The sequence below is a fragment of the Cellulosimicrobium sp. G4 BAM 1002 genome (assembly GCF_057126935.1).
This window is the reverse complement of the sequence record NZ_CP182109.1, coordinates 2,830,465-2,855,153: the sequence shown is the minus strand read 5'-3', so window position 1 is coordinate 2,855,153 and position 24,689 is coordinate 2,830,465. Positions and strand designations below refer to the sequence as shown.

Sequence of the window (24,689 nt, the reverse complement as noted above, 5' to 3'; positions counted from 1 at the left end):
TCCGCATCGGCGGCGGCGCCCTCGGGTGCAGGCTACCGGCCGGTGTCACACCTGGCGCCGGCGCGCGGTCGACACGTGGTCAGCAGGAGTCTGCCGCGGAGGAACCGTGCCCCCACGTACCCATCAGCTCGCCACGTCGGTGCTCGTGATCGGCACGGGCGGCTCGGGCCTGCGTGCCGCGATCGCGCTCGCCGAGACCGGCGTGGGCGTGCTCGCGGTCGGCAAGCGGCCCGCGCCCGACGCGCACACCTCACGGGACGCCGACGGCATCAACGCCGCCCTGGCCACGACCGACCCCGCGGACACGTGGGAGCAGCACGCCGCCGACACGCTCCGGGAGAGCCGCCTCCTGGCCGATCCCCGGACCGTGCAGGCGGTGGCGCAGGCGGCACCGCGGGCGATCGACGACCTGGAGCGCTACGGCGTGCGCTTCGACCGCCAGACGGACGGGCGGATCTCCCAGCGGCGTCTCGGGGCCCACACCTGGCGGCGCACTGCGTCCGCGGGCGACCGCACGGGCCTGGAGGTCCAGCGAGCGCTGGTCCGGCGCGCGGCCGTGCTGGAGATCCCGGTGCTGTCCACGGTCTACGTCACCCAGCTGCTGGTGAACGACGGGACCGTGTTCGGTGCGTACGGGTTCGACCTCGTCGACGGGTCGCGCTACCTCGTGCACGCCGACGCCGTCGTCCTGGCGACCGGGGGGCACACCCGGATCTGGCGGCGGGCGACGTCACGGCGCGGGCAGAGCACGGGCGACTCGCTCCGTCTCGCGGCCGACGCCGGCGCCCGGCTGCGGGACGTCGAGCTCGTGCAGTTCCACCCGTGGGGGCTGGTCGAGCCAGAGCACGTGGCGGGGAGTCTCGTGAGCGAGACCGTGCGGACCGAGGGCGGCGTGCTCCTCAACAACCGGGGGGAGCGCTTCATGTCGCGCTACGACCCCGAGAGGATGGAGCGGTCCACCCGCGACCGCGTCGTGCTGGCCTCCGCCACGGAGATCCGAGAGGGCCGCGGGACGCGCTCCGGCGGCGTGTGGCTCGACCTGTCGCACCTGCCGCGTGCGGCGATCCTCGCCGGGCTGCCGAACGCCCACCGGTCGCTCCTGGAGCTCCAGGCGCCGGACGTCACGCGCGACCCGATCGAGGTCGTCCCGACCGCTCACTGCTCGATGGGCGGGGTGTGGGTCCGCCCGGAGGACCACAGCACGGACGTCCACGGCCTCTTCGCCGTCGGCGAGGCCTCGAGCGGACTGCACGGTGCGAACCGGCTCGCGGGGAACTCCCTCCTCGAGCTCCTCGTGGGCGGCCGGATCGTGGGCCGCGCCGCGGCCGCCTACTCCGCGGCGCTCACGACACAGCGCCGGTCGCTCGGCGCGGTCCGGGACGCGGAGTCCTCGGTCGACCGGCTCCTGGCCGCCGACGGTGACGTGGACGTGCGCGGCTTGCAGCGCAGCGTCCGCGACGTCATGACCGAGCACGCCGGCGTCGTGCGGGACGAGGCGGGGCTGCGCTCGGGTCTCGACGCCCTCGACGAGATCGACGACCGGATCACGCGAGGGGGCGTCCACGTCGACATCGAGGGCTACCCGGACCTCGCGCAGGCGTTCGACCTGCGGTCCGCGGCGCTCGCGGCCCGAGCGACCCTGGAGTGCGCGCTGGAACGACGGGAGTCGCGGGGGTCCCACAACAGGTCCGACCACCCCGACCTGGACCCGCAGCTCCAGGTCAACCTCGTGTGGTCCCCGGGCGCCGGCGTGCACCGAGAGCCCCTCCCACCGATCCCGACCGACATCGCCGGGCTCATGCACGACGTCCCCGCGGACGATGAGCCCGCCGGGTAGACGATCGTGCCGGGACGCGGCGAGCGCGAGCCGAGGCGCCGACGGCGACGACCGGTGCGGTGTGGGTGGCTTCGACGAGGATGCGGGGGTGCACCAGGTCGTGACGCGTCGCGTTCCCGGGACCCGTGACGTCGAGCTGCATCGCGTCGACGACGCGGGTCGCGTGATCGGTGACGCCGTACGGGTCGACACGGCCGGGCTCGCCGCGGGGATGGCTCCCGCGGACAGGGTGACGTGGGACGACACCAACCGCTGGTACCCGGCGGTGCTGGAGGCGGGGTCGAGGGTGGACCGCGCGCACGACCTCCGGTTGGCGCGGGCGATCCTGCGACGCTCGTCCCTCACGTCGGTGACCGCGTACGCGCGGGCCCTGCCCGGCGCGTGGGACGCCCTCACGCCGGTGCCCGCGGGTCCGGACCCGACGGTCGTCGCACGTCCTGTCTCCCTGTTCGACCTCGGTGGCGACGACCTCGGCGGCCACGACCTCGCGGGCCGGGAACCCAGCCGGCGTCGCGGTGGTGGGGACGACCGCGGTGCCGCTGCCGCGACGGCCGACCTCGACCCCGTGGTGGAGCTGGTGGCACAGCTCGCCGCGGTCGCCGCGGCGGACGGGCCCGACGGGCCGGGACGGCTGCGGCTCCTGCTGGCCGCCGAGTCCGCGGGTGCGCTCGTGGCTGCGGAGATGCACCACGCGGGACTGCCGTGGCGCGCCGACGTCCACGACGGCATCCTCGCCGACGTCCTCGGCCCCCGCCCGCGCCCGGGGGAGCGCCCCGCCCGCATGCAGGAGCTCGTGGCGCGCATCCGCGAGACCCTCGACGCCCCGCCCACGCTGAACCCCGACTCGCACCCGGACCTGCTCAAGGCGTTGCAGTACGCGGGGGTCGGGGTGCGGTCGCTGCGCAAGTGGGACCTCGAGCGGGCCGACCATCCCGTGGTGGAGCCGCTGCTGGAGTACAAGAAGCTGTCGCGCCTGCTGACCGCCAACGGCTGGTCGTGGCTCGACACGTGGGTGCGGGACGGCCGGTTCCGCACCGAGTACGTCGTGGGCGGCGTCGTCACGGGGCGGTGGGCGTCGAGCGGCGGGGGAGCGCTGCAGCTCCCCAAGCAGGTGCGGCGCGCCGTCGTCGCCGACCCGGGCTGGAGGCTCGTCGTCGCCGACGCTGCGCAGCTCGAACCGCGGGTGCTCGCGGGCCTGGCGCACGACGAGCGCATGGCGGACGCGGGGCGCGGCGTCGACCTGTACGCGGGGATCGTCGCGTCGGGCGCCGTCGCCACGCGCGAGCACGCGAAGGTCGGCATGCTCGGCGCGATGTACGGCGGGACGACGGGGGACAGCGCGCTCGTGCTGCCCCGGCTGGCCAAGGCCTTCCCCGACGCGATCGAGCTCGTCGAGCGCGCGGCGCGCGCCGGCGAGCGCGGCGAGGCCGTCTCCACGCGCCTCGGGCGCAGCTCACCACTGCCCGGCGCGTCGTGGCACGCCGCGCAGGACGGGGCGTACGCGGCGCAGGACGAGGTCGGGGACGGCGGCGACGGCGCGGGGGACGCCCCGCACGGGAGCGGAGCCGACGCCCAGGCGCGGGCGCGCTCGTACACGCGCTCGTGGGGTCGGTTCACCCGCAACTTCGTCGTGCAGGGCACCGCGGCGGAGTGGGCGCTGTGCTGGCTCGCGTCGATCCGGCGCAGGCTGTGGGACCTGCCCGTTGCAGTGACCCCGGGCGCCGCGCCCGAGCCGTTCGCCCGGCGCGCACACCTGGTCTTCTTCCTCCACGACGAGGTCGTCGTGCACGCGCCGGCGGAGCTCGCCGAGGCCGTCGCCGAGGAGGTCCGGGCGGCCGCGGCAGAGGCGGGGCGCCTGCTCTTCGGCGACTTCCCGGTGGACTTCCCGCTCACCGTGGCGGTCGTCGACCACTACGCCGAGGCGAAGTAGCGTCGAGTTCCACGGCCCACCCCACGCGCGTGCCGGGCGCGGGGGCGGGATAGCCTGCCGCCATGAACGTCGCGCCCGACCCGAGCCCGGCCCCCACGAGCGCGGTGCCCCCGACGCTGGGTCACGTCGTGCGGACCCTCGACGGGCTATACCCGCCGTCGACGGCCGAGGAATGGGACGCCGTCGGGCTCGTCGCCGGGGAGCCCGGTGCGCCCGTGCGCAAGGTGCTGCTCGCCGTCGACCCCGTCGAGGAGGTCGCGGACGAGGCGCTCGCGTGGGGCGCGGACCTGCTGGTCACGCACCACCCGCTGTTCCTTCGGCCCGTGCACTCGGTCGCGGCGACGACGTTCAAGGGCTCGCTCGTGCACCGGCTCATCCGGGGCGGGTGCGCGCTGTACGTCGCGCACACGAACGCCGACGCCGCAGAGCGTGGCGTCGCGGACGCGCTCGCCGACGCACTCGACCTGCTGCACCGCGTCCCGCTCGTCGCGCACCGCCCGGACGACGCGGCGGCGGTCGGGCACGCGGCCGTCACCACCGGCACCGGGCGCGTCGGCCGCCTCGCACGTCCGACGACGCTGCGCGACTTCGCGCAGCGCGTCGCCGAGGTGCTGCCTCCCACCGCCCAGGGGGTGCGCGTCGCGGGCGACCTCGACGCACGGGTCGAGTCGGTGGCAGTCGTCGGAGGGTCGGGCGACTCGCTCTTCGACGCCGTGCGCGCGAGCGGCGCGGACGTCTACGTCACGTCCGACCTTCGCCACCACCCGGTGTCCGAGCTGCGGGAGCGCGCACGGCGCGACGGCGGCGCCGCGGGCACGCCCTTCCTCGTGGACGTCCCGCACTTCGCGTCCGAGTGGCCCTGGCTCCGTTACGCTGCCGAGGACCTCGCGCGCGCGCTGCCGGCGGGGAGCGTCGAGACGCGCGTGAGCACGATCGTCACCGATCCCTGGACCGCGCGGCTCGCGTCGGCCCCGTCGTCCGGCGCGTGGGGCGCCGAGCCCTCGCACCCCTGACCCCAGTACGCCCGGACCCGTGACGGGTCCCACGAAAGGAACACCGTGGCCACTGCACCGCCCGCCGACCAGCTCCGCCTCCTCGACGTCCAGGAGCTCGACACGAGGGCCCAGCAGCTCGCGCACCAGCGCAAGAACCTGCCCGAGCACGCCCGCATCGCCGAGCTCGACGCGCAGCTCGAGGACCTGCGGGGCAAGCTCGTCGAGTCGCGCACGGCCGTGAGCGACCTCAAGCGCGAGCTGAAGAAGGCCGAGGGCGACGTCGAGCAGGTGCGCACGCGTGCCGCGCGGGACCAGGCCCGGCTCGACGGCGGACAGGTCGGGGCGAAGGACGCGCAGGCGCTCGTCGCCGAGCTCGAGTCGCTCGCGCGGCGCCAGGGCGTGCTCGAGGAGGCCGAGCTCGACGTCATGGAGCGCCTGGAGGCGCACGAGGAGGCGCTCGCGAAGCTCGACGCCGCGCACGCCGAGCTCGAGTCCGCCAAGGCGGAGGTCGTCGCGGCCCGCGACGCGCGCTACGCCGAGCTCGACGCGGCGGCCGCCGAGGTGGCGTCGAAGCGGGGCGACGCGGTCGCCGGCCTCGACGCCGGCCTCGTCGCGCTCTACGAGCGTGTACGCGACCAGAACGGCGGACGGGGCGTCGTCGCGCTGCGTGGCCAGCGCCTCGAGGGGCTCAACGTGGACCTGAGCCGCGCCGAGCTCGCGACGATCACGTCCTCCGCGCCCGACCAGGTCGTGCGCCTGGAGGACTACGGGCACATCGTCGTGCGGCCGGAGAGCGCCGGGGCGTGAGCGCGGTCGGTGGGCGGCACCTCGTCGTCGAGGCCGACGGCGGGTCGCGGGGCAACCCCGGACCGGCCGGGTTCGGCGCGCTCGTGCGGGACGGCGAGACCGGGCAGGTGCTCGCCGAGCGCGCGGCGTTCCTGGGGACGACGACGAACAACGTCGCCGAGTACTCGGGGCTCGTCGCCGGGCTGAGGGCGGCCGCGGAGATCGACCCGGCCGCGCGCGTGACGGTCCGGATGGACTCTCGCCTCGTCGTCGAGCAGATGTCCGGTCGCTGGCAGATCAAGCACGAGGACATGCGCCGCCTCGCCGCCGAGGCGGCCGACGTGCTGCCGCGCGCCCAGGTCGTCTACGAGTGGGTGCCGCGCGCGCAGAACGCGGCCGCGGACGCGCTCGCGAACGAGGCGATGGACACCGCGGGGACGGTCGCGCGCGACTACAGGTCCGGCGTCGGGTCGGCGCCCGAGGCCGCCGACGCCGAGGAAGGTACCGCGCCGGGGGTTCCGGACGGACCGGCCGACGGGGCCGGGGAGTCGGCCGCGTTCGACACACCCGCGCGTCCGTCCGGCGCTGCCGTGCGCTTCGACGACGCCCCGGCGCTCACGGTCGTGCTCGTGCGCCACGGCCAGACGCCGCTCACCGTCGCGGGCGCGTTCAGCGGGTCGTCCGTCCCCGGGCCGTCGCTCACTGCGCGAGGCCGCACGCAGGCGGCGCACGCCGCCGACCTGGTCTTCCGCATCGGCCGCCGGGCGTGGCCCGACCTCCCGCGCCCGACGGCGGTCCTCGCGTCGCCCATGGTGCGTGCGCAGGAGACGGCGCGCGCGATCGGTCGCCGGCTGGGGCTCCCGGTCACGACCGACGACCGGTTCGCCGAGGTGCACTTCGGCGAGTGGGAGGGGCTCACCGCGGCCGAGGTCGACGCCGCCTGGCCCGGCCGGCTGCACGCCTGGCACACGACCGGGACCACCGCGGCCCCCGGCGGCGAGTCCTACGCCGACGTCGGGGCGCGGGTCTGGCACGGGTTGCAGGACCTCGTCGAGAGCCATCTGTCCGCCGCGCCCGAGGGGTCGGCGGGGAGGACCGTCGTCGTCGTGGGCCACGCGGTGCAGGTGCGCGCCGCGATCGGCACGGCGACTGGGGCGCCCCCGTCGCAGTGGTCGCGCATCCGCGTGCCCCCGGCCTCGGTGAGCATCCTGCGCCTGTGGGCCGACGGCACGAGCGAGCTCACCGCCCAGGGCGTCCCGAGCGACCTCTAACCCGCCGGTCGCGGGAATCCTGTCGCAGTGCCCCGGCCCGTCCGCGCGGACCGCATGCTCGCGACGCCTGAGGACCGGTCACTCCTTCTGCCTCGGCACCCTCGGCGCCTTCGGCGGCTCCGAGCGCGCACGTTCCACGCCCGTCGTGAGCCACGCGTCGAGCCCGTCGGGATCGGCGACCCGGTCTCCCTCGACGAGGACCCAGCCCCCCATCGTGCGGCCGCCCATCTCCATCGGCCCGGCCCCGCGCTCGAGCGCTGCGGCACGACCCTCCTTGCCGACCCGCACCATGAGGTCGTCACCGGCGACGGCGACGGCCATGTGCCCGACCACCAGGAACGCGAGCCCGCCGAACATCTTCCGCTCGTCGAACGCGACGCGTGGCCGGAGGGAGGTGCGGACCCGGTCGGCGAGAGCCTCGCTGTAGACCATGGGTCCACTGTGGACCGTGCCCCTCCGTGGCGCAGCGGATGCGCCCCGGACGCTCAGGAGATGACGAGCTCGAGCGTGCGCGGGCCGCTCCGGGTCGTGGCGTCGTGCAGGGTCGCCTCCAGGAGCCGGTAGCTCAGGCCGGACCCGACCTCGGTGCCGATCACCGTCCCGACGAGCTCGCCGGCGGCGTCGAGCAGCCCGGCGGCCGACGACGGCGGCGTCCCGGGCCGGCGCAACAGGTGCCCGGCGAGCACGCCACGGGTGTGCTTGGCGTTGTGCGAGACGACGGCGCGCTTGCCGGCGTGCTCGCGCACCACGCGCACGGCCACCCAGTCGGCCGCGCGGGGGCCGGTCGTCGCCGGCTTCCACGCGCTCACGTACGTCGCTGACCGGCCGTCGACGACGACGTCCCCCGCCGCGCGCTCGTCGAGGACGGCGGCGAGGTGCGGGCGCCACGCGGTGGCGAGCTTCCCCACGCCCGGCAGATCGACGGCCATGGAGAGCCGGTACGCCGGGACGCGGTCGACGGGGGAGAGCGCGCCCCACAGCGCGGACACGACGCGGACGTCGTCGCGCGCGCGACGTGCGGTCTCGCCACCCGCCGCGAGCGCGCCGGCGAGGTCGGCGGCGCCGTAGAGCACACCGGTGTAGACGACGGCCGCCGCGCCCGCGGGGGACGTGCGGAGCGCCGTGTTGCGCCGGACCTCCGCCGCGAGCCCCGGCGTCGTGCCGAGGACCTCGTGGGCGTCCGGACGGGCGCTCGCCGCGGCGAGCGCGTCGAGGACGTGCGCACGGTGCGCGGTGAGGACGGGAGAGGTGAGGGCGTCGAGGTCGACCGGTGCGGCGCCGTCGGGCGCGGGGGTCTTGCCCTCGGACGGGGGGAGCAGCACGAGCACCCGGTCACTCTACGAGCGTGGCTGCCGCGGGCGACGCGGACCGGAGGGGCCTGCCGCGTGGCCTGCGTCACGGCTAGGCTCGCGCGGTGGCCCAGGTGAAGATCTACGGACGGCGCAGCGTGTGGGGCGAGCGGCGGGCGGAGGTGTCCGACGCGCTGCACGACGCGCTTGTCCGCACGTGGCAGCTCCCGCAGGACAAGCGGTTCCACCGGTTCCTGCTCCTGGACGACGACGACCTCGTCGCCCCGCGGTCCGACGCCTACCTCGTCGTCGAGGTCGTCTGCTTCACCGGCCGCACGCGCGAGGCCAAGCGGGCGCTGGTCGCGGCGCTGTTCGACGACGTCGTCCCGGCCCTCGGCCTGACCACGGACGACGTGGAGCTGGTGATCCTCGAGTCGCCGCGCGAGAACTGGGGCATCCGCGGCGTCAGCGGCGACGAGCTCGCGCTGACGTACCGCGTCGAGGTGTGACGCGCGGGAGGTATTCTTGCCGGTGCGGACGAGTCGGTCGGACGGTCGCGTCGGGGCAGGTCGCAAGACCTCCCCGCCGAGGAACGTCCGGGCTCCGAAGGGCAAGGTGGTGGGTAACGCCCACCCGGGGTGACCCGCGGGACAGTGCCACAGAGAACAGACCGCCGTGCCAGGAAGGCTCCGGCCTCGCCTGGTGCGGTAAGGGTGAAACGGTGGTGTAAGAGACCACCAGCGGGCCGGGTGACCGGTCCGGCTCGGTAAACCCCACCTGGAGCAAGGTCAGACAGACTGTGTTCGAGGGCGGCCCGCCCGATTCTCTGGTGAGAAGCACAGTCGGGTAGACCGCTGGAGGCGTGCGGCAACGTACGTCGTAGATGGATGACCGTCACCCGCGCGGGGGCGACCGCGCGCGGGGACAGAACCCGGCGTACAGATCGGCTCGTCCGCACACCCTCCCCTGGGAGGGTCCGAGCAGAACGTCACGCCTGTGCCGAAGGAGCACCCCATGTCGCAGACCGTCCCCGTCGCCTATGTCATCGCCGGGTCCGAGGCGACCGGCGGTGCCGGTATCCAGGCCGACCTCAAGACGTTCCAGGAGCTCGGCGCGTACGGCGTCGGCACGCTCACGTGCATCGTCTCGTTCGACCCCAAGAACGACTGGGGGCACCGGTTCGTCCCCGTCGACCCGCAGGTGATCGCCGACCAGTTCGAGGCGGCGACGGTCACGCACGAGCCGTCGGTCGTGAAGATCGGCATGCTCGGGACCCCCGCGACGATCGACGTCGTCGCGGACTCGCTGCGCTCGCGGACGTGGGAGCACGTGGTGCTCGACCCGGTCCTCATCTGCAAGGGCCAGGAGCCCGGCGCGGCACTCGACACGGACACGGCGCTGCGCGCGCAGGTGCTGCCGCTCGCGACGGTCGTGACGCCCAACCTCTTCGAGACGCGCACCCTCGCGGGCGTCGACTCGATCGAGTCCGTCGACGAGCTGATCGAGGCGGCGCGCAAGGTCCAGGCGCTCGGCCCGCGCGCCGTCCTCGCCAAGGGCGGCGTCGAGCTGCCCGGCCCGGACGCCGTCGACGTGCTCGTCGACGGGGAGGACGTGCACGTGCTGCGTGCCCCGAAGATCGGCGAGGAGCGCGTGAGCGGCGCCGGCTGCACGTTCGCCGCCGCGATCACGGCCGAGCTCGCGAAGGGCGCGTCGGTGCTCGACGCCGCACGTGCCGCCAAGGACGTCGTGACGCGCTCGATCGAGGACCGCGTCGCGTCCAACGCGCCGTTCGACGCGGTCCGCGTCGGCGCCCGCCGCTGACGATCACCCTGCGGACGCGTTCTCGTCCGTCGACGGTCAAGGAATACTCTCGTGCCCGTGAACGACCTCCCCACCACGGAACTGTCCTCACCGCCGGGCGCCCCCGCGGCCCCCGGCGGGACCGACGTCGGCCCTGAGCCCGGCGCCGGGCGCGGTCTGGCGCGTCACGACGTCCCCGCACCGCTGCGCGACGACGTCCGCCTCCTCGGCGGGCTGCTCGGCACCGTGCTGCGCGAGACGGGCGGCCAAGAGCTGCTCGACGACGTCGAGCGCCTGCGCGAGCTCGCGATCCGCGCGTACTCCGACCCGACGGGCACGGTGCTCGCCGAGGCGGAGGGCCTCGTCGAGAGCCTGACGATGGAGCGTGCGGAGCAGGTCGCGCGAGCCTTCACGTGCTACTTCCACCTCGCGAACCTCGCGGAGGAGTACCACCGCGTGCGCGTGCTGCGCGAGCGCGAGGCCGAGTTCGCGACGCGCGCCACGACGCCCGACGACTCGCTCCCCGAGGCGTTCGAGCAGCTCGTCGGCGAGGTCGGTCGCGAGGAGGCCCTGCGCCGGCTGCGTCGTCTCGAGTTCCGTCCGGTCCTCACCGCGCACCCGACCGAGGCGCGCCGTCGTGCGGTCTCGGGCGCCGTGCGACGTATCGCGACGCTCCTCGACGAGCGCGACGCGCAGCACCTCGGTGGCACGTCGCTCGCCGAGAACGAACGCCGCCTGCTCGCAGAGATCGACACGATGTGGCGCACCGCGCCCATCCGCGAGCACAAGCCGTCGGTGCTGGACGAGGTCAAGACGGCCCTCGGTGTCTTCGACGCGACGATGTTCGACACCTTCCCGACCGTGTACCGCCGCCTCGACGACTGGCTGCTCGGCGACGAGGCGGGCCGCGAGGAACCGCTCGTGCGCCCGTTCGTGAGCCTCGGCACCTGGATCGGCGGTGACCGGGACGGCAACCCCAACGTCACGTCCGACGTGACGCGCCAGGCTGCGGCCATCGCCGCCGACCACGCGCTCGCGGCGCTGGAGCAGCGCACGCGTCTCGTGGGGCGCAAGCTCACGCTCGACCAGGACGGCACGCCGCCGTCCGACGGGCTGCGCGCGCTCTGGGAGCGCCAGCGCCGGCTCTCCGAGCAGGTCACCGTCGCGGCGTCCGAGGCTTCGCCGCGCGAGCCGCACCGCGCGGTGCTGCTCGTCGTGGCGGAGCGGATCGCGGCGACGCGCGCGCGCAACGCAGACCTCGCGTACGCGTCCGCGGAGCAGCTCGAGTCCGACCTGCGGGTCGTGCAGGAGTCGCTGGTCGCCGCGGGCGCACCGCGCGCGGCGTACGGGGACCTGCAGCAGCTCGTGTGGCAGGTCGAGACGTTCGGCTTCCACCTCGCCGAGCTCGAGGTGCGCCAGCACTCGCAGGTCCATGAGGCGGCGCTCGCCGAGATCGCCGAGAAGGGCCTGCAGGGCGACCTGTCCGACCGCACGCGCGAGGTGCTCGACACGTACCGCGCGCTCGGTGCGGTGCAGGAGCGCTACGGCCTGCGGGCCGCCCGCCGCTACATCGTGTCGTTCACGCAGAAGCCGGAGCACCTCGCGGCGGTGTACCAGCTCGCGGAGCTCGCCTTCGAGGGCGCCGACGAGGTTCCCGTCGTCGACGCGATCCCGCTGTTCGAGACGTTCGCCGACCTCCAGGCGAGCGTGGACATCCTCGAGTCGATGCTGACCCTGCCGCAGGTGCAGCGCCGCCTCGCGGAGAACGGTCGCCGGGTCGAGGTCATGCTCGGCTACTCGGACTCGTCCAAGGACGTCGGTCCGGTCTCCGCGACGCTCGCCCTGCACGACGCGCAGCGCCGGATCGCGGAGTGGGCCGAGCGCCACGACATCACGCTCACGCTCTTCCACGGCCGCGGCGGCGCGCTCGGCCGCGGCGGCGGCCCCGCGAACCGCGCGGTGCTCGCGCAGCCGCCGGGCTCGGTGGACGGCCGGTTCAAGCTCACCGAGCAGGGCGAGGTCATCCTCGCGCGCTACGGCGACCCGACCATCGCGTCGCGGCACATCGAGCAGGTCGCGGCCGCCACGCTGCTGGCCTCGGCGCCGTCGACCGAGCAGCGCAACGCCGAGGCGACCGACCGCTACCGCGATCTCGCCGTCGCGCTCGACGCGTCGTCGCGCCGCCGGTTCCACGAGCTCGTGCGCGCCGACGGCTTCCCGCAGTGGTTCGCCCAGGTGACGCCGCTCGAGGAGGTCGGCCTGCTGCCGATCGGCTCCCGTCCCGCGCGGCGCGGGCTCTCGGTCTCCTCGCTCGACGACCTGCGCGCCATCCCGTGGGTCTTCTCGTGGTCCCAGGCGCGCATCAACCTCGCGGGCTGGTACGGCCTCGGGACGGCGCTGAAGGAGTTCGGCGACCTCGAGCTGCTGCGCGAGGCGCACCGCGAGTGGCCGCTCTTCGCGACGCTCCTCGACAACGTCGAGATGTCGCTCGCGAAGACGGACGAGCGGATCGCGGAGCGCTACCTCGCGCTGGGCGACCGCGACGACCTCGCCCAGGCGATCCTCGACGAGCTGCGGCTCACGCGCGAGCAGGTCCTCGCCGTCACGGAGCACGCATGGCCGCTCGCCGGACGTCGCGTGCTCGGGCGCGCGGTCCAGCTGCGCAGCCCGTACGTCGACGCGCTGTCCCTGCTGCAGGTGCGGGCACTGCGCGGTCTGCGCTCCGGGGCCGAGGGGCCGGTGAAGGACGAGCTGCAGCACCTCCTGCTGCTGACCGTCAACGGCGTGGCTGCCGGCCTGCAGAACACGGGCTGACCGGACCGCGCCGGAGCGTCACGGCCGCCACGGGGAGCTGATCTCGGCTCCCCGTGGCGGCCGTCGCCGTCTGGACGCCCGTCCAACTGTTGAATGAATCCTCAACGATCTCCCCGAGACGCCGTCGTCTGGGGCTCCTGGGTAAAGTCTTCGCCAGAGTGCTACCAGAGGGCGGCATCAATGAGGTACGCTGGCGACGACCGACCGTGCGGAGGTCGACGCTCGTGCCCGGTGCAGTGCAGGAGCGGACTCGTCCGGTCGGCGGCGTCAGGCAGGTGGCGCGGTGCTCGTCGGGGTGGGCGAGGCAGGACGAAGGGCGGGGCAGTGTTGGTGCAGGAGCTGGAGCGCAGTGGCGCGGAGCCCGGGACGGGCGGCATCAGGTTGCTCGAGGAGCGCGATGCGAGCGTCGTGGACATGTGGGGCGAGATCGACGTCGCCCTGCGCAGCGAGGCGAGCGCCGCCCTGGCGAACGCCCTCGAACGTGACGTGCCGGTCGTGATCGACACGTCCAAGGTGACCTTCATGGACTCGACGGGCATCGCGTTCCTCGTGCAGTTCTACACGATCGGGTCCGAGGAGGGCCTGTCCGTGACGCTGCGCAACCCGCCGAGCGTCGTGACCGACGTGCTCGAGATGCTCGGCGTCATCGAGATCTTCGGCACCGAGCGCACCGAGGTCACGACGAGCTGACGTCCCCGGGCACGGACGAGCCGACGGCGTCCGCCGCGAGCGACGCGGCCCCGACGATGCCGGCTGCGTTGCGCAGCTGCGCCGGGACGATCGGTGCGCGCAGGTGCAGCAGCGGCAGGAAGTGCTCGTGCTTCTTGCTCACCCCACCGCCGACGACGATGAGGTCCGGCGAGAGCAGGTCCTCCACCACCCCGAAGTAGCGCTGCAGCCGCTCAGCCCACTGGTTCCAGTCCAGGTCCTCGCGGTCGCGTGCCGCGTCGGACGCCCGCGTCTCGGCGTCGTACCCGTCGATCTCGAGGTGCCCGAGCTCCGTGTTCGGCAGCAGGTGCCCCTCGACGACGATCGCGCTCCCGATCCCGGTCCCGAGCGTGGCGACGAGCACGACCCCGTCGGCGTTGCGGGCGGCCCCGTAACGGACCTCCCCGACCCCGGCGGCGTCGGCGTCGTTGACGGCGACGACGTGACGCCCGGTCTCGCGCGCGACCAGCGCGGGCAGGTCCACCCCCGTCCAGGACTGGTCGAGGTTCGCGATGAACCGCACGACCCCGTGCTGCAGCGGTGCCGGGAAGGCGACGCCGATCGGCACGTCCTGCGGCAGGTCGTACTGGCCCACGAGCTCGGCGATGACCTCGGCCACGGCCTGCGGCGTCGAGGGCTGCGGCGTCGGGATGCGATGACGGTCCTGGGCGAACTCGCCCGTGGCGAGGTCGACCGGCGCGCCCTTGATGCCGCTGCCGCCGATGTCGATGCCGAACGCGAGGCGGGTCGTGGCCGACGACGGGTGTGACGAGTGGTGTTCGTGGTGGGCGTTCATGGCAGTGTGAGGATCTCCGCTCCGTCGTCTGTCACCAGCAGCGTGTGCTCGAACTGAGCGGTCCGCGAGGCGTCCGCGGTGACTACGGTCCACCCGTCGTCCCACATCCGCCACTCGGACGTGCCGAGCGTGAGCATCGGCTCGATGGTGAAGACCATGCCGGGCTCGATGGTCGTCGCGTGGTCGGGTGCGGCGTCGTAGTGCGGCACGACGAGCCCCGAGTGGAACGCGCGCCCCACCCCGTGCCCGGTGTACTCGCGCACCACGCCGTACCCGAAGCGGGCGGCGTAGCGCTCGATCACGCGCCCGACGACGTTGACCTGGCGCCCGGGGGCGACGGCCTTGATGCCGCGCGCGAGCGCCTCGCGCGTGCGCTCGAGGAGGAGAGCGGAGTCCTCGTCGACCGCGCCCACCGGGAAGGTCGCGTTCGTGTCGCCGTGCACCCCGCCCACGTACGCGGTGATGTCGACGTTGACGATGTCGCCGTCGACGAGCTCGGTCGAGTCGGGGATGCCGTGGCACACGACCTCGTTCACCGACGTGCAGAGCGACTTCGGGAAGCCGCGGTAGCCCAGCGTGGAGGGGTACGCGCCGTGGTCGAGGAGGAACTCGTGCCCCACGCGGTCGAGCTCGTCGGTCGTGACGCCGGGCGCCACGTGCCGGCCCACCTCGACGAGCGCCTGCGCGGCGACCCGCGATGCCACGCGGATGCGCTCGACCGTCTCCGGGTCGTTGACCTCGCTGCCGGTGAACGGCCGCGGTCCGGGCCGCCCGACGTACTCGGGCCGCTCGATCGCGGCGGGGACGGGGCGCTGCGGGCCGACGGTGCCCGGCACGAGCGGGCGCGAGACGGGAGGCATGGCCGCCAGTCTACGAACCCTTCTGCGTGACGGCGGACAGGTGACCGGGCGTGCGTCACGAGATGCGAGAGGATCGGGTCATGAGCACCGGATCACGCTTCGCCGACGACGGCGAGCCGGCCACCGAGGACCAGTACTACTACGACACGCGCACCGGAGAGGTGCACCGCGGGCCGAGCGGCTCCTGGACGCACCGCATGGGCCCATACCCGACGCGGGAGGCGGCCGAGAAGGCCCTCGAGACGGCGCGCCGGCGCTCCGACGCCTGGGACGAGGAAGACCGCCGCGAGCGCGGCGAGTGAGCCACGCCCCGGCGCCCGGTCCCGGACGCGTCTGGTCCGGACGCCTGGGGATCCTGCTCGCGGGGCTCGCCGTCGGCGCGCTGACACTCCTCCTCGCGCTGCAGGTGCGGGCCGGGTCCGGGGGAGGTCCGACGACGGTCGCGCCGTCGGGCGACGCCGTCGCCTCGTCCCCGAGCCCCGAGGCGACGACCGCCTCGCCGGACCCGACGGTCACCGAGAGCGGGCCGCCGCCCCCGCTCGCGGGGCTGACCGTCGTCGTCGACCCCGGGCACAACGGCGCGAACGGCGCGCACCCGCTGACGATCAACGCCCCCGTCGACGACGGCCGCGGTGGATCCAAGGCTTGCAACACGGTCGGCGCGTCGACCGACGCCGGGTACCCCGAGCACGCGTTCACCTGGGACGTGGGCGGACGTCTCGCGGCGCGGCTCACCGAGCTCGGCGCGGTCGTGGTGCTCACCCGGCCCGACGACGACGGCGTGGGCCCGTGCGTCGACGTCCGCGGGCGCTCCCCGCAGGAGAACGACGCCGACGTACTGGTCTCGATCCACGCCAACGGCACGGAGGACCGCAGCGCGCACGGGTTCTTCGCGATCGTGCCCGACCCGCCGGTGAACGACGTGCAGGGGGTCCCGAGCGTCGCCCTCGCGCACGAGCTCGTCGCCGCGCTGGGCGCGGCCGGGTTCGCGCCGTCGTCGTCGGTCGCGGAGGACGACGGCCCGATCCAGCGGCGCGACGACCTCGCGACGCTCAACCACGCCGAGCGTCCCGCCGTCATGCTCGAGCTCGCCGAGATGCGCAACCCCGAGGAGGCGGCGGTCGTCGAGTCCGAGGACGGCCGGCAGCGCTACGCGGACGCGATCGCCGCCGGTCTCACGGCCTGGGCGGGCACCGGCGCTGCGGGCCCGACGGGCTGAGCGGCGCGCACGCGTCAGCGCAGCGCCATCCTGGTCTGGGTCTGCATCGCTCCGCCGTCCCGCTTGAGAGAGCGCAGCAGCCGGTCCAGCGCGCGCATGTCCGGCACCCGGACCCGCAGCAGGTAGTCGTACGGGCCGGTCACGTGGACGGCGTCGGCCACGCTGGAGAGCCCCTTCACCCACGTCAGGAACTCCTCCGAGTCCCGGTCCGGCTGCAGCCGGACGTCCAGGAACGCCTCGATCCCCGAGGCGCGACCGGTCTCCTCGTCGGCGAGCAGGACCGTGAATCCCGTGATCACCCCGACGGTCTGGAGCCTGCGCACCCGCGCGGCGACGGCGTTCGTGCTCAGCCCCACCTCACGGCCGATCGCGGTGAACGATGCGCGGCCGTCGGCCCGCAGGACACCGAGGATCTGCTCGTCGATCGCGTCCATGCCGCGAATCTACCCGTGGTGCCGCGCAGATCGCGGTCGGTCCCGCCGCGAGGGTGGATCGTCCCGACATGGAGACCACCACCGCGGCGTTCGTCGGCGGCCTCGTCGCCGGTCTCGCCGTCGCCGTCCCGCTCGGCGCGATCGGCGTCCTGCTGCTCACCGAGGGGCTGCGGCACGGCTTCGGACGGGCCTGGGGCGCCGCGACCGGGGTCGCCGCCGCGGACGCCGGCTACGCCGCCGTCGCCGTCCTCTTCGGCGCCGCGGCCGCGCCGCTGCTCACGGGGCTTGCGCCGTGGCCCGCCGTCGCCGGCGGGTTCGTCCTCCTCGCTGTCGCAGCGCGAGGCTTCGTCCGAGGACTTCGCACGCCGGCCTCCGGCGTCTCCGCCGCGACGGCGTCCTCCACGGGGCACGGGCGCTCACCGGGCGGGCTGCGGCGACCGGCGACGTTCTTCGCCCTGACGATGGTCAACCCGGCGACGCTCGTGTACTTCGCGGCGGTCACGACCAGTCTCGACGGGGTCGCAAGGACGCCCGCGTCGGGCGCGGCCTTCGTCGCCGGCGTCGGGCTGGCGTCCCTCGCCTGGCAGACCCTGCTCGTCGCGGCGGGGAGCGTCCTCGACGGGCGCGTCGGGCCGGGCGTCCAGAGACTCACCACGCTGACCGGGAACCTCGTCGTGGCCGTGCTCGGTGTGCTCGTCGTGGTCGGCGCGCTCCGGTGAGCCGGGACCGGCGGGTCAGCGCGCGAAGCTGTGCGCGTCGTCCGGGAACGTGCCGCCGCGGACGTCGGCGGCGTAGTCGGCGGCCGCCTGCCCGAGCGCCGCGCCGATCTCGGCGTAGCGCTTGGCGAAGCGCGGCGACCAGTCGGTCATCCCCGCCATGTCGGTCCACACGAGCACCTGGCCGTCGCACGCGGCACCCGCGCCGATGCCGATCGTCGGGATGCGCAGGATCTCGGTGATGCGCTCCGCGACCTCGACCGGCACCATCTCGAGCACGACCGCCACCGCGCCGGCCTCGGCCACGGCGAGCGCGTCCTCGCTCAGGCGCTCGGCCGCGTCGTCGCCCCGGCCCTGGACGCGGGGCCCACCGAGCAGGTTCTCGGACTGCGGGGTGAAGCCGAGGTGCCCGACGACGGGGATCCCCGCGTCGGTCAGGGCCCGGATCTGCGCCGCGATGCGGCGCCCACCCTCGAGCTTGACGGCGCTGACGCCGGTCTCCTTGAGGAACCGCACGCCCGTCGCGAGGGCCTGCTCGGCGCCCGCCTCGTACGACCCGAACGGCAGGTCGACGACGGTGAACGCGCGGCGCGCGGCGCGCGCGACGGCCCGCGCGGGCGGGATCAGGTCGTCGACCGTGACGGGGAGCGTCGAGGTGTGGCCGTGCATCGTGTTGCCGATCGAGTCGCCGACGAGCAGCACGTCGATCCCGGCCTCGTCGAAGATCCGCGCGGTCACGGCGTCGTACGCGGTGAGCATCGTGATCTTCTCCCCGCGCGCCTTGGCCTCGGCGAGGTGGTGCACGCGGACGCGGCGCGGTCCCGTGCCGCCGGTCGCGGCGGGCTCGGGGGCGGTGTGAGCGGACATGGACGACCTTCCTGGGTACGGGTTTCGGGCGGACGGGCCGCGGGGTGCCGCGGGCCGTCAGTCGAGCGGCTCGCGCCAGCGGTTGGTGATGGGCAGACGACGGTCGCGGCCGAACGCGAGAGCGGTCACCTTGGGGCCCGGCGGGTACTGACGGCGCTTCCACTCGGCCCTGTCGACGAGCGTCACGACCTTGTCGACGACCTCCGGGTCGAAACCTCGCGCGAGGAGCTCGGCCCGGCCCTCCGCGTGCTCGATGTACGCGTCGAGCACCTCGTCGAGCAGGTCGTACGGGGGCAGGGAGTCCTGGTCGGTCTGGCCGGGGCGCAGCTCGGCCGACGGTGGCTTCGTGATCGACGACTCGGGGATCGGGGGGATCTCGCCGCGGTCCAGGGCGTGGTTGTTGCGCCAGCGCGCGAGCTGCCACACACGGGACTTGTCGACGTCCTTGAGAGGAGCGAACCCGCCGATGCTGCCCGCGTCGTAGATCGTCGCGTACCCCGTCGCGAGCTCGGACTTGTTTCCCGGCGCGATCACGAGGTGACCCTCGCGGTTGGAGATCGCCATGAGGACGACGCCGCGCACGCGCGCCTGGAGGTTCTCCTCGGCGACGCCCTCGAGCTCGAGCTCGCCCTGGAACGCCTCGACCATGGGGGCGATGGGCTGGACGCGGTAGTCCGCGCCGAGGCGCTTGGCGAGGTCGGCGGCGTCGTCCTTGCTGTGCTCGGACGAGTAGCGCGACGGCAGGGACACCCCGACGACGTTCGCCCCGCCGATCGCGTCGGCCGCGATCGTCGCGGTGAGCGCCGAGTCGATGCCGCCCGAGACGCCGAGGACCACCGACCGGAAGCCGTTCTTGCGCACGTACCCCGCGAGGCCCGTGACGCACGCCCGGTACACCTCCTCGTCGGGGTGCAGCTCGGGGGCGAGGGACCCGCGCGGGGCGCTGCCGTCGTCGGGCAGCTCCCACACGAGCAGGTCCTCGACGAACTGGGGCGAGCGCGCCACGACGGAACCGGACGAGTCCGTGACGAACGAGCCGCCGTCGAACACGAGGTCGTCCTGACCACCGACGAGGTTGACGTACGCGACGGGCGCCGTCACCTCGCGCGCGCGGCGCGCGGCGAGGTCGGTGCGCACGTGGCCCTTGCCCTCCTCGTACGGCGAGCCGTTGAGCACGAGCAGCAGGTCGAGCCCGTTCCCCGCCTCGTCGAGCGTCGCCATCTCGGCGACCGGGCCGCCGTCCTGCCAGATGTCCTCGCAGATCGCGATGCCGACGCGGCGGCCCTCGACCTCGACGACCGTCGTCGTGGTGCCCGGGGCGAAGATGCGGAACTCGTCGAACACGCCGTAGTTCGGCAGGTGGTGCTTGTCGTACGCCGCCTGCACGACGCCGTCGCGGAGGACGACGGCGCGGTTCGTCGGCAGGTCGGCGGGTGAGCCGGACGCCTCCCGCTCGGCGGCGCCGGCACCTTGCGGGTCGCCGGCCGTCCCGACGGTGCCGAGCACGACGGTGACGTCGCTGAGGCCCTCGGCTGCGAGCCGGGCCGCGATGTCCGCGGCGGCCTCCCAGGCCGCGCGGCGGAACGACGCGCGCAGCGCGAGGTCCTCGATCGGGTAGCCCGTGAGGGTCATCTCGGGGAACGCGACGAGCGCGGCGCCGGCGGCGGCCGCCTCGCGGGTGCGCTCGAGGACGAGCGCGGCGTTGCCGTCGAGGTCCCCCACGCACGTGTCGACCTGTGCCAGCGCGACGCGCAGATCAGCCATGCGGCCAGCCTAGACGAGCCCGGCGGGCCCGGAGTGCGCGGCCCCGGCGGGCGCGCGACGTCCGCCACACGACCGTGTCACCCGTTCGTCACACGGATCAGGCAGGATGTACCGCATGGACAGGCAGCAGGAGTTCGTGCTCCGCACGGTCGAGGAGCGCGACATCCGCTTCATCCGGCTCTGGTTCACCGACGTGCTCGGGATGCTCAAGTCGGTGGCGGTCGCCCCGGCCGAGCTCGAGTCGGCGTTCGCGGAGGGCATCGGGTTCGACGGCAGCTCGATCGAGGGCCTCACGCGCGTGTACGAGGCCGACATGATCGCCAAGCCGGACCCGACGACGTTCCAGGTGCTCCCGTGGCGCGGCGAGCGGCACGGCACCGCGCGCATGTTCTGCGACATCCTCACGCCCGACGGCGAGCCGTCCCTCGCGGACAGCCGCAACGTGCTCAAGCGCGCGCTGGCGAAGGCGAGCGACAAGGGCTTCACGTTCTACACGCACCCCGAGGTCGAGTTCTACCTGTTCAACCAGCCCGCCGACGCCGAGTCGCCGCTCGTGCCGGTCGACCAGGGCGGGTACTTCGACCACCTCGCGCGGGGGTCGACGCACGACTTCCGCCGCGCCGCGATCACGATGCTCGAGTCCATGGGCATCTCGGTCGAGTTCTCCCACCACGAGGCGGGGCCGGGCCAGAACGAGATCGACCTGCGCTACGCCGACGCCCTGACGACGGCGGACAACCTCATGACGTTCCGCACGGTCGTCAAGGAGGTCGCTCTCGAGCAGGGCGTGTTCGCGTCGTTCATGCCCAAGCCGATGGCCGAGCACCCCGGGTCGGGCATGCACACGCACCTCTCGCTCTTCGAGGGCGACCGCAACGCGTTCCACGAGCCCGGCGCGCAGTTCGAGCTGTCCAAGACGGCGCGCCAGTTCATCGCCGGCCTGCTCGTGCACGCCGCCGAGATCACTGCGATCACCAACCAGTACGTGAACTCGTACAAGCGCCTGTGGGGCGGCGCCGAGGCGCCGAGCTACGTGTGCTGGGGCCACAACAACCGCTCCGCGCTCGTGCGCGTGCCGATGTACAAGCCGGGCAAGGGCAACTCGAGCCGCGTGGAGTACCGCGCGCTCGACTCGGCGACGAACCCGTACCTCGCGTTCGCCGTCATGCTCGCCGCCGGGCTCAAGGGCATCGAGGAGGGCTACGAGCTCCCCGAGGCCACCGAGGACGACGTGTGGGAGCTCACCGACGCCGAGCGCCGCGCGCTCGGCATCAAGCCGCTGCCGCAGTCGCTCGACGCCGCGATCCAGATCATGGAGAGCTCGGAGCTCGTGGCCGAGACGCTGGGCGAGCACGTGTTCGACTTCGTGCTGCGCAACAAGCGCCAGGAGTGGGACGCCTACCGCGCGCAGGTCACGCCGTTCGAGCTGAAGCGGTTCCTCCAGGTCCTGTGAGCAGCTCCACGACGGCGTCCGGCCGGGCCGGCGGGTCGCGTCGGCCGACGCTCACCGGTCGGCTCGCGCGCGTCGGCTTCGCCGACATCACGCGTTCGGCGAGCCTGCTGACCGACCCGGACCTGGCGCGGCTGCTCGACGGCGGCGCGGCCCCGGACGAGGAGACCGGCACGGCCGCAGCCGGGCCGGAGCACCTGAGCGACGACCTGCTGGCAGCCTTCGGCGCCGCGGCCGACCCCGACCTCGCGCTCCTGCAGGTCGTGCGCGTCGCGGGCGCGCTGGGCCCGGAGGTCGAGCAGGACGGACCGCTCGCCCGCCTCGCGCGCCGGTGCCTCGCCGCGGGCGAGCCACGGGACCGGCTGCTCGCCGTGCTCGGGGCGTCGGTCGCGCTCGGGGACGACGTCGTGCGCCGCCCCGCGCTGCTCGAGGTCGTCGCCGACCCGACACCGGGCACTGGTGTCGACGCGCGCGACGTGCGCGCGGAGCTGCTGCGCGCCGTCGGCGCGGACCCGGACGCCGCCGTGCCCGTCGCCGACGAGCCGGGCCCCGCCCGCGTCGACGCGCTGCGCCGGGCGTACCGCGAGCGGCTCCTGCGCATCGCCGCCACCGACCTCACAGCGACCGAACCCCTCACGCGCATGCCCGCCGTCGGCGCGGCGCTCGCGGACCTCGCGGCGGCGGCGCTCGAGGGCGCGCTCGCGGTCGCGCGCGCCGAGCTCGACGACCACGGCGCCGGCGTGCGGCTCGCCGTGATCGGCATGGGCAAGTGCGGCGCGCGCGAGCTCAACTACGTCTCCGACGTCGACGTGGTCTACGTCGTCGAGCCGGTCGACGGCTACGACGAGGCCCACGCCACGTCCGTCGGCGCCCGGCTCGCGACGGGCCTGGCCCGGGTGTGCTGGGGCACGTCGGGCGAGCCGCCCCTGTGGCAGGTCGACGCCGCGCTGCGTCCCGAGGGCAAGCAGGGACCGCTCGTGCGCACGCTCGCGAGCCACGTCGCGTACTACGAGCGCTGGGCCAAGACGTGGGAGTTCCAGGCGCTGCTCAAGGCGCGCACCGTCGCGGGGGACAGGGACCTGGGCCGCGCGTACGAGGAGGCGATCTCCCCGTTCGTGTGGTCGGCAGCGGGGCGCGAGAACTTCGTCGAGGACTCGCAGGCGATGCGGCGGCGCGTGGAGGACCACGTGCCCGCGGCCGAGGCCGACCGCCAGCTCAAGCTCGGCAAGGGGGGCCTGCGCGACGTCGAGTTCACCGTCCAGCTCCTGCAGCTCGTCCACGGGCGCGGCGACGACTCGATCCGCAGCCGGTCGACGCTCACCGCGCTGACCGAGCTCGCCGCCGCCGGGTACGTCGGTCGCGACCACGCGGCGCGGCTCGGCGTCTGCTACCGGTTCCTGCGCTCGCTCGAGCACCGCATCCAGCTCTTCCGGCTCAAGCGGACGCACCTCGTCCCGACGTCCGACGACGAGCTGCGCCGCCTCGCGCGGTCGCTCGGTCTGCGCGCCGAGGGCGCCGAGGGCCTCACCGAGCGCTGGCGCGCCACGCGCCGCGAGGTGCGGACGCTGCACGAGGAGCTCTTCTACCGCCCGCTGCTGCCCGCGACGGCGCAGCTCTCGCCCGACGAGGTGAGCCTCGCGCCGGAGGCGGCGAAGGCCCGGTTCGCGGCGATCGGCTACCGCGACCCGGCGGGCGCGATGCGTCACGTCCTCGCGCTGACCGAGGGCGTGAGCCGGCGTGCCGCGATCCAGCGCCAGCTCCTGCCCGTCATGCTCGGCTGGTTCGCCGAGGGCGCCGACCCCGACGCCGGGCTCCTCGCGTTCCGCACGCTCTCCGAGCAGCTGGGCGCCACGCACTGGTACCTCAAGCTGCTGCGCGACTCCGGCTCCGCCGCCCAGCGGCTCGCGCACCTGCTCGCGAGCTCGCGCTACCTGGCCGACGCCCTCGCCCGCTCGCCCGAGTCGGTGCGCTGGCTCGCCGACGACGCCGACCTCACGCCGCGTGGCGCCGCACGCCTCGCGGCCGAGACCGACGCGATCCTCACGCGCGCCGACCAGGTCGAGCCGGCGACGGTGAGCCTGCGTGCCGTGCGCCGTCGCGAGCTCGCCCGCACGGGCGCGGCCGAGCTGCTCGGCGTCGTCGACCCCGTGCACGCCGCACGCGCGATCTCCGACGCGGCGGACGTCGTGCTCGTCGGCGCGTTGCGGGTCGCGGAGTTCGTCGCGCGCGACGAGCTCGGGTACGACGCCCAGGAGCCGGCGACCGCGCCCGCACGCGTGCTCGTCGTCGCGATGGGGCGTCTGGGCGGACGCGAGATGGGCTACGGCTCGGACGCGGACGTCATGTTCGTGCACGACCCCGCGCCCGGTGCGCAGGAGCGCGACGCCCAGGCGTACGCGCTCGCCGTGGCGACGCGGCTGCGCCAGCTGCTGTCCGCCGTCGGGCCGGAGCCGGCGCTGCCGGTCGACGCCGACCTGCGGCCCGAGGGCCGCAACGGGCCCCTCGTGCGCTCGCTCGCCTCGTACGCCGAGTACTACGAGCGCTGGTCGAGCGTGTGGGAGGCGCAGGCGCTGCTCCGCGCGCGTCCCGTCGCGGGCGACCTCGCCGGCCTCGGTGAGGCCTTCCGCGCCGTCGCGGACCGCCGTCGGTACCCGGCCGGCGGCCTCGACTCCGCGGAGGTGCGGGAGGTCCGGCGCATCAAGGCACGCGTCGAGTCCGAGCGCCTGCCGCGCGGCGTCGAGGCGTCGAGGCACCTCAAGCTCGGGCGCGGTGGAGTGTCCGACGTCGAGTGGACCGTCCAGCTCCTGCAGCTCCAGCACGCGCACCAGGTCCCCGGGCTGCGGACGACGTCGACCGTCGACGCGCTCGACGCCGCGGTCGTCGCCGGTCTCGTCGAGGCGGACGACGCGGCCGTGCTGGGCGAGGCGTGGCACCTCGCGTCGAGGCTCCGCAGCGCGCTCGTGCTGTGGTCCGGGCGCACCGGCGGGACCACCGCGGACGTGCTCCCGCACGACCGGCAGGCACTCCACGGCCTCGCGCGCGTGCTCGACCTCCCGGACGTCGACACCGGCGCCGAGCTCGAGGAGCACTACCTGCGCACCGCGCGTCGCGCCCGGACTGTCATGGAGCGCGTCTTCTACGGCGAGGACTGAC

General features: G+C 74.5%; 21 protein-coding genes and 1 other RNA gene. 15 read left to right on the top strand and 7 right to left on the bottom strand.

Going from position 1 to position 24,689, the window contains the following annotated elements; translation table 11 throughout:
• The first annotated feature begins 106 nt into the window (after positions 1–106).
• From ACMXGY_RS12940 to ACMXGY_RS12920, 5 genes are all read left to right on the top strand, one after another.
• Positions 107–1,837: an L-aspartate oxidase gene (locus ACMXGY_RS12940; RefSeq protein WP_483773402.1), complete on the top strand. Its 1,731-nt coding sequence runs from the start codon at positions 107–109 to the stop codon at positions 1,835–1,837.
• An 88-nt stretch (positions 1,838–1,925) separates the two neighbouring features.
• On the top strand, positions 1,926–3,767 hold the full coding sequence (locus ACMXGY_RS12935) for a bifunctional 3'-5' exonuclease/DNA polymerase (protein ID WP_483773401.1): 1,842 nt from the start codon (positions 1,926–1,928) through the stop codon (positions 3,765–3,767).
• Positions 3,768–3,829: 62 nt separating this feature from the next.
• Positions 3,830–4,780, top strand: coding sequence for a Nif3-like dinuclear metal center hexameric protein (locus ACMXGY_RS12930; protein WP_483773400.1), 951 nt, complete (start codon positions 3,830–3,832; stop codon positions 4,778–4,780).
• Between the two features lie 45 nt (positions 4,781–4,825).
• Positions 4,826–5,569, top strand: coding sequence for a zinc ribbon domain-containing protein (locus ACMXGY_RS12925; protein ID WP_483773399.1), 744 nt, complete (start codon positions 4,826–4,828; stop codon positions 5,567–5,569).
• Positions 5,566–6,819, top strand: a complete 1,254-nt coding sequence (locus tag ACMXGY_RS12920) for a bifunctional RNase H/acid phosphatase (RefSeq protein WP_483773398.1) — start codon at positions 5,566–5,568, stop codon at positions 6,817–6,819. Before ACMXGY_RS12925 ends, ACMXGY_RS12920 begins: the two co-directional genes overlap by 4 nt.
• A 78-nt stretch (positions 6,820–6,897) precedes the next feature.
• Here the strand turns inward: ACMXGY_RS12920 and ACMXGY_RS12915 are convergent, their stop codons facing one another.
• Entirely contained in the window at positions 6,898–7,251 is a 354-nt protein-coding gene (locus ACMXGY_RS12915) for a TfoX/Sxy family protein (RefSeq protein WP_483773397.1), read from the bottom strand.
• Positions 7,252–7,304: 53 nt separating this feature from the next.
• Entirely contained in the window at positions 7,305–8,147 is an 843-nt protein-coding gene (locus ACMXGY_RS12910) for a YaaA family protein (protein ID WP_483773396.1), read from the bottom strand.
• An 86-nt stretch (positions 8,148–8,233) separates the two neighbouring features.
• Between ACMXGY_RS12910 and ACMXGY_RS12905 the strand changes: the two genes are divergently transcribed.
• The 5 genes from ACMXGY_RS12905 (at position 8,234) to ACMXGY_RS12885 (ending at position 13,412) form a co-directional block, all read left to right on the top strand.
• Positions 8,234–8,617, top strand: a complete 384-nt coding sequence (locus ACMXGY_RS12905) for a tautomerase family protein (RefSeq protein ID WP_483773395.1) — start codon at positions 8,234–8,236, stop codon at positions 8,615–8,617.
• Between the two features lie 29 nt (positions 8,618–8,646).
• An RNA gene (gene rnpB, locus ACMXGY_RS12900) (RNase P RNA component class A) lies at positions 8,647–9,063 on the top strand.
• A 59-nt stretch (positions 9,064–9,122) separates the two neighbouring features.
• Entirely contained in the window at positions 9,123–9,929 is an 807-nt protein-coding gene (gene thiD, locus ACMXGY_RS12895) for a bifunctional hydroxymethylpyrimidine kinase/phosphomethylpyrimidine kinase (protein ID WP_483773394.1), read from the top strand.
• 156 nt (positions 9,930–10,085) lie between these two features.
• Entirely contained in the window at positions 10,086–12,722 is a 2,637-nt protein-coding gene (locus tag ACMXGY_RS12890; protein ID WP_483776861.1) for a phosphoenolpyruvate carboxylase, read from the top strand.
• Positions 12,723–13,052: 330 nt separating this feature from the next.
• Positions 13,053–13,412, top strand: coding sequence for an STAS domain-containing protein (locus ACMXGY_RS12885; protein ID WP_483773393.1), 360 nt, complete (start codon positions 13,053–13,055; stop codon positions 13,410–13,412).
• On the opposite strand, the gene ppgK is transcribed toward ACMXGY_RS12885, so the two are convergent.
• Together ppgK and map are read right to left on the bottom strand one after the other, a co-directional pair.
• A complete protein-coding gene (ppgK, locus tag ACMXGY_RS12880) occupies positions 13,399–14,226 on the bottom strand; it encodes a polyphosphate--glucose phosphotransferase (protein WP_483773392.1) in 828 nt (275 codons plus the stop codon). The two genes, ACMXGY_RS12885 and ppgK, sit on opposite strands and share 14 nt — an antisense overlap.
• Positions 14,223–15,086, bottom strand: a complete 864-nt coding sequence (gene map / locus ACMXGY_RS12875) for a type I methionyl aminopeptidase (RefSeq protein WP_483773391.1) — start codon at positions 15,084–15,086, stop codon at positions 14,223–14,225. Before map ends, ppgK begins: the two co-directional genes overlap by 4 nt.
• Before the next feature lie 80 nt (positions 15,087–15,166).
• Here map and ACMXGY_RS12870 point away from each other — a divergent pair, with 80 nt between their 5' ends.
• Together ACMXGY_RS12870 and ACMXGY_RS12865 are read left to right on the top strand one after the other, a co-directional pair.
• Positions 15,167–15,388: an SPOR domain-containing protein gene (locus ACMXGY_RS12870; protein ID WP_483773390.1), complete on the top strand. Its 222-nt coding sequence runs from the start codon at positions 15,167–15,169 to the stop codon at positions 15,386–15,388.
• Complete coding sequence (locus tag ACMXGY_RS12865) at positions 15,385–16,305, top strand: N-acetylmuramoyl-L-alanine amidase (protein ID WP_483773389.1); 921 nt, start codon at positions 15,385–15,387, stop codon at positions 16,303–16,305. Before ACMXGY_RS12870 ends, ACMXGY_RS12865 begins: the two co-directional genes overlap by 4 nt.
• A gap of 14 nt (positions 16,306–16,319) precedes the next feature.
• Here ACMXGY_RS12865 and ACMXGY_RS12860 read toward each other — a convergent pair whose 3' ends face one another.
• The gene (locus ACMXGY_RS12860) at positions 16,320–16,739 is read right to left on the bottom strand and encodes an Lrp/AsnC family transcriptional regulator (protein WP_483773388.1); all 420 of its coding nucleotides are present in this window, start codon (positions 16,737–16,739) and stop codon (positions 16,320–16,322) included.
• 68 nt (positions 16,740–16,807) lie between these two features.
• Between ACMXGY_RS12860 and ACMXGY_RS12855 the strand changes: the two genes are divergently transcribed.
• Positions 16,808–17,458 (top strand): LysE family transporter, encoded by a 651-nt coding sequence (locus tag ACMXGY_RS12855; RefSeq protein WP_483773387.1) that lies wholly within the window; start codon positions 16,808–16,810, stop codon positions 17,456–17,458.
• Between the two features lie 15 nt (positions 17,459–17,473).
• On the opposite strand, the gene panB is transcribed toward ACMXGY_RS12855, so the two are convergent.
• Complete coding sequence (gene panB, locus ACMXGY_RS12850) at positions 17,474–18,322, bottom strand: 3-methyl-2-oxobutanoate hydroxymethyltransferase (RefSeq protein ID WP_483773386.1); 849 nt, start codon at positions 18,320–18,322, stop codon at positions 17,474–17,476.
• Positions 18,323–18,379: 57 nt separating this feature from the next.
• Entirely contained in the window at positions 18,380–20,086 is a 1,707-nt protein-coding gene (locus ACMXGY_RS12845) for an NAD+ synthase (RefSeq protein ID WP_483773385.1), read from the bottom strand.
• 115 nt (positions 20,087–20,201) lie between these two features.
• Between ACMXGY_RS12845 and ACMXGY_RS12840 the strand changes: the two genes are divergently transcribed.
• Positions 20,202–21,539, top strand: coding sequence for a glutamine synthetase family protein (locus tag ACMXGY_RS12840; protein WP_483773384.1), 1,338 nt, complete (start codon positions 20,202–20,204; stop codon positions 21,537–21,539).
• Positions 21,536–24,688 carry a bifunctional [glutamine synthetase] adenylyltransferase/[glutamine synthetase]-adenylyl-L-tyrosine phosphorylase gene (locus ACMXGY_RS12835; protein WP_483773383.1) on the top strand — a complete coding sequence of 1,051 codons (3,153 nt, stop codon included), beginning with the start codon at positions 21,536–21,538 and terminating at the stop codon, positions 24,686–24,688. The genes ACMXGY_RS12840 and ACMXGY_RS12835 overlap by 4 nt, the downstream gene beginning before the upstream one ends.
• Position 24,689: the final 1 nt, after the last annotated feature.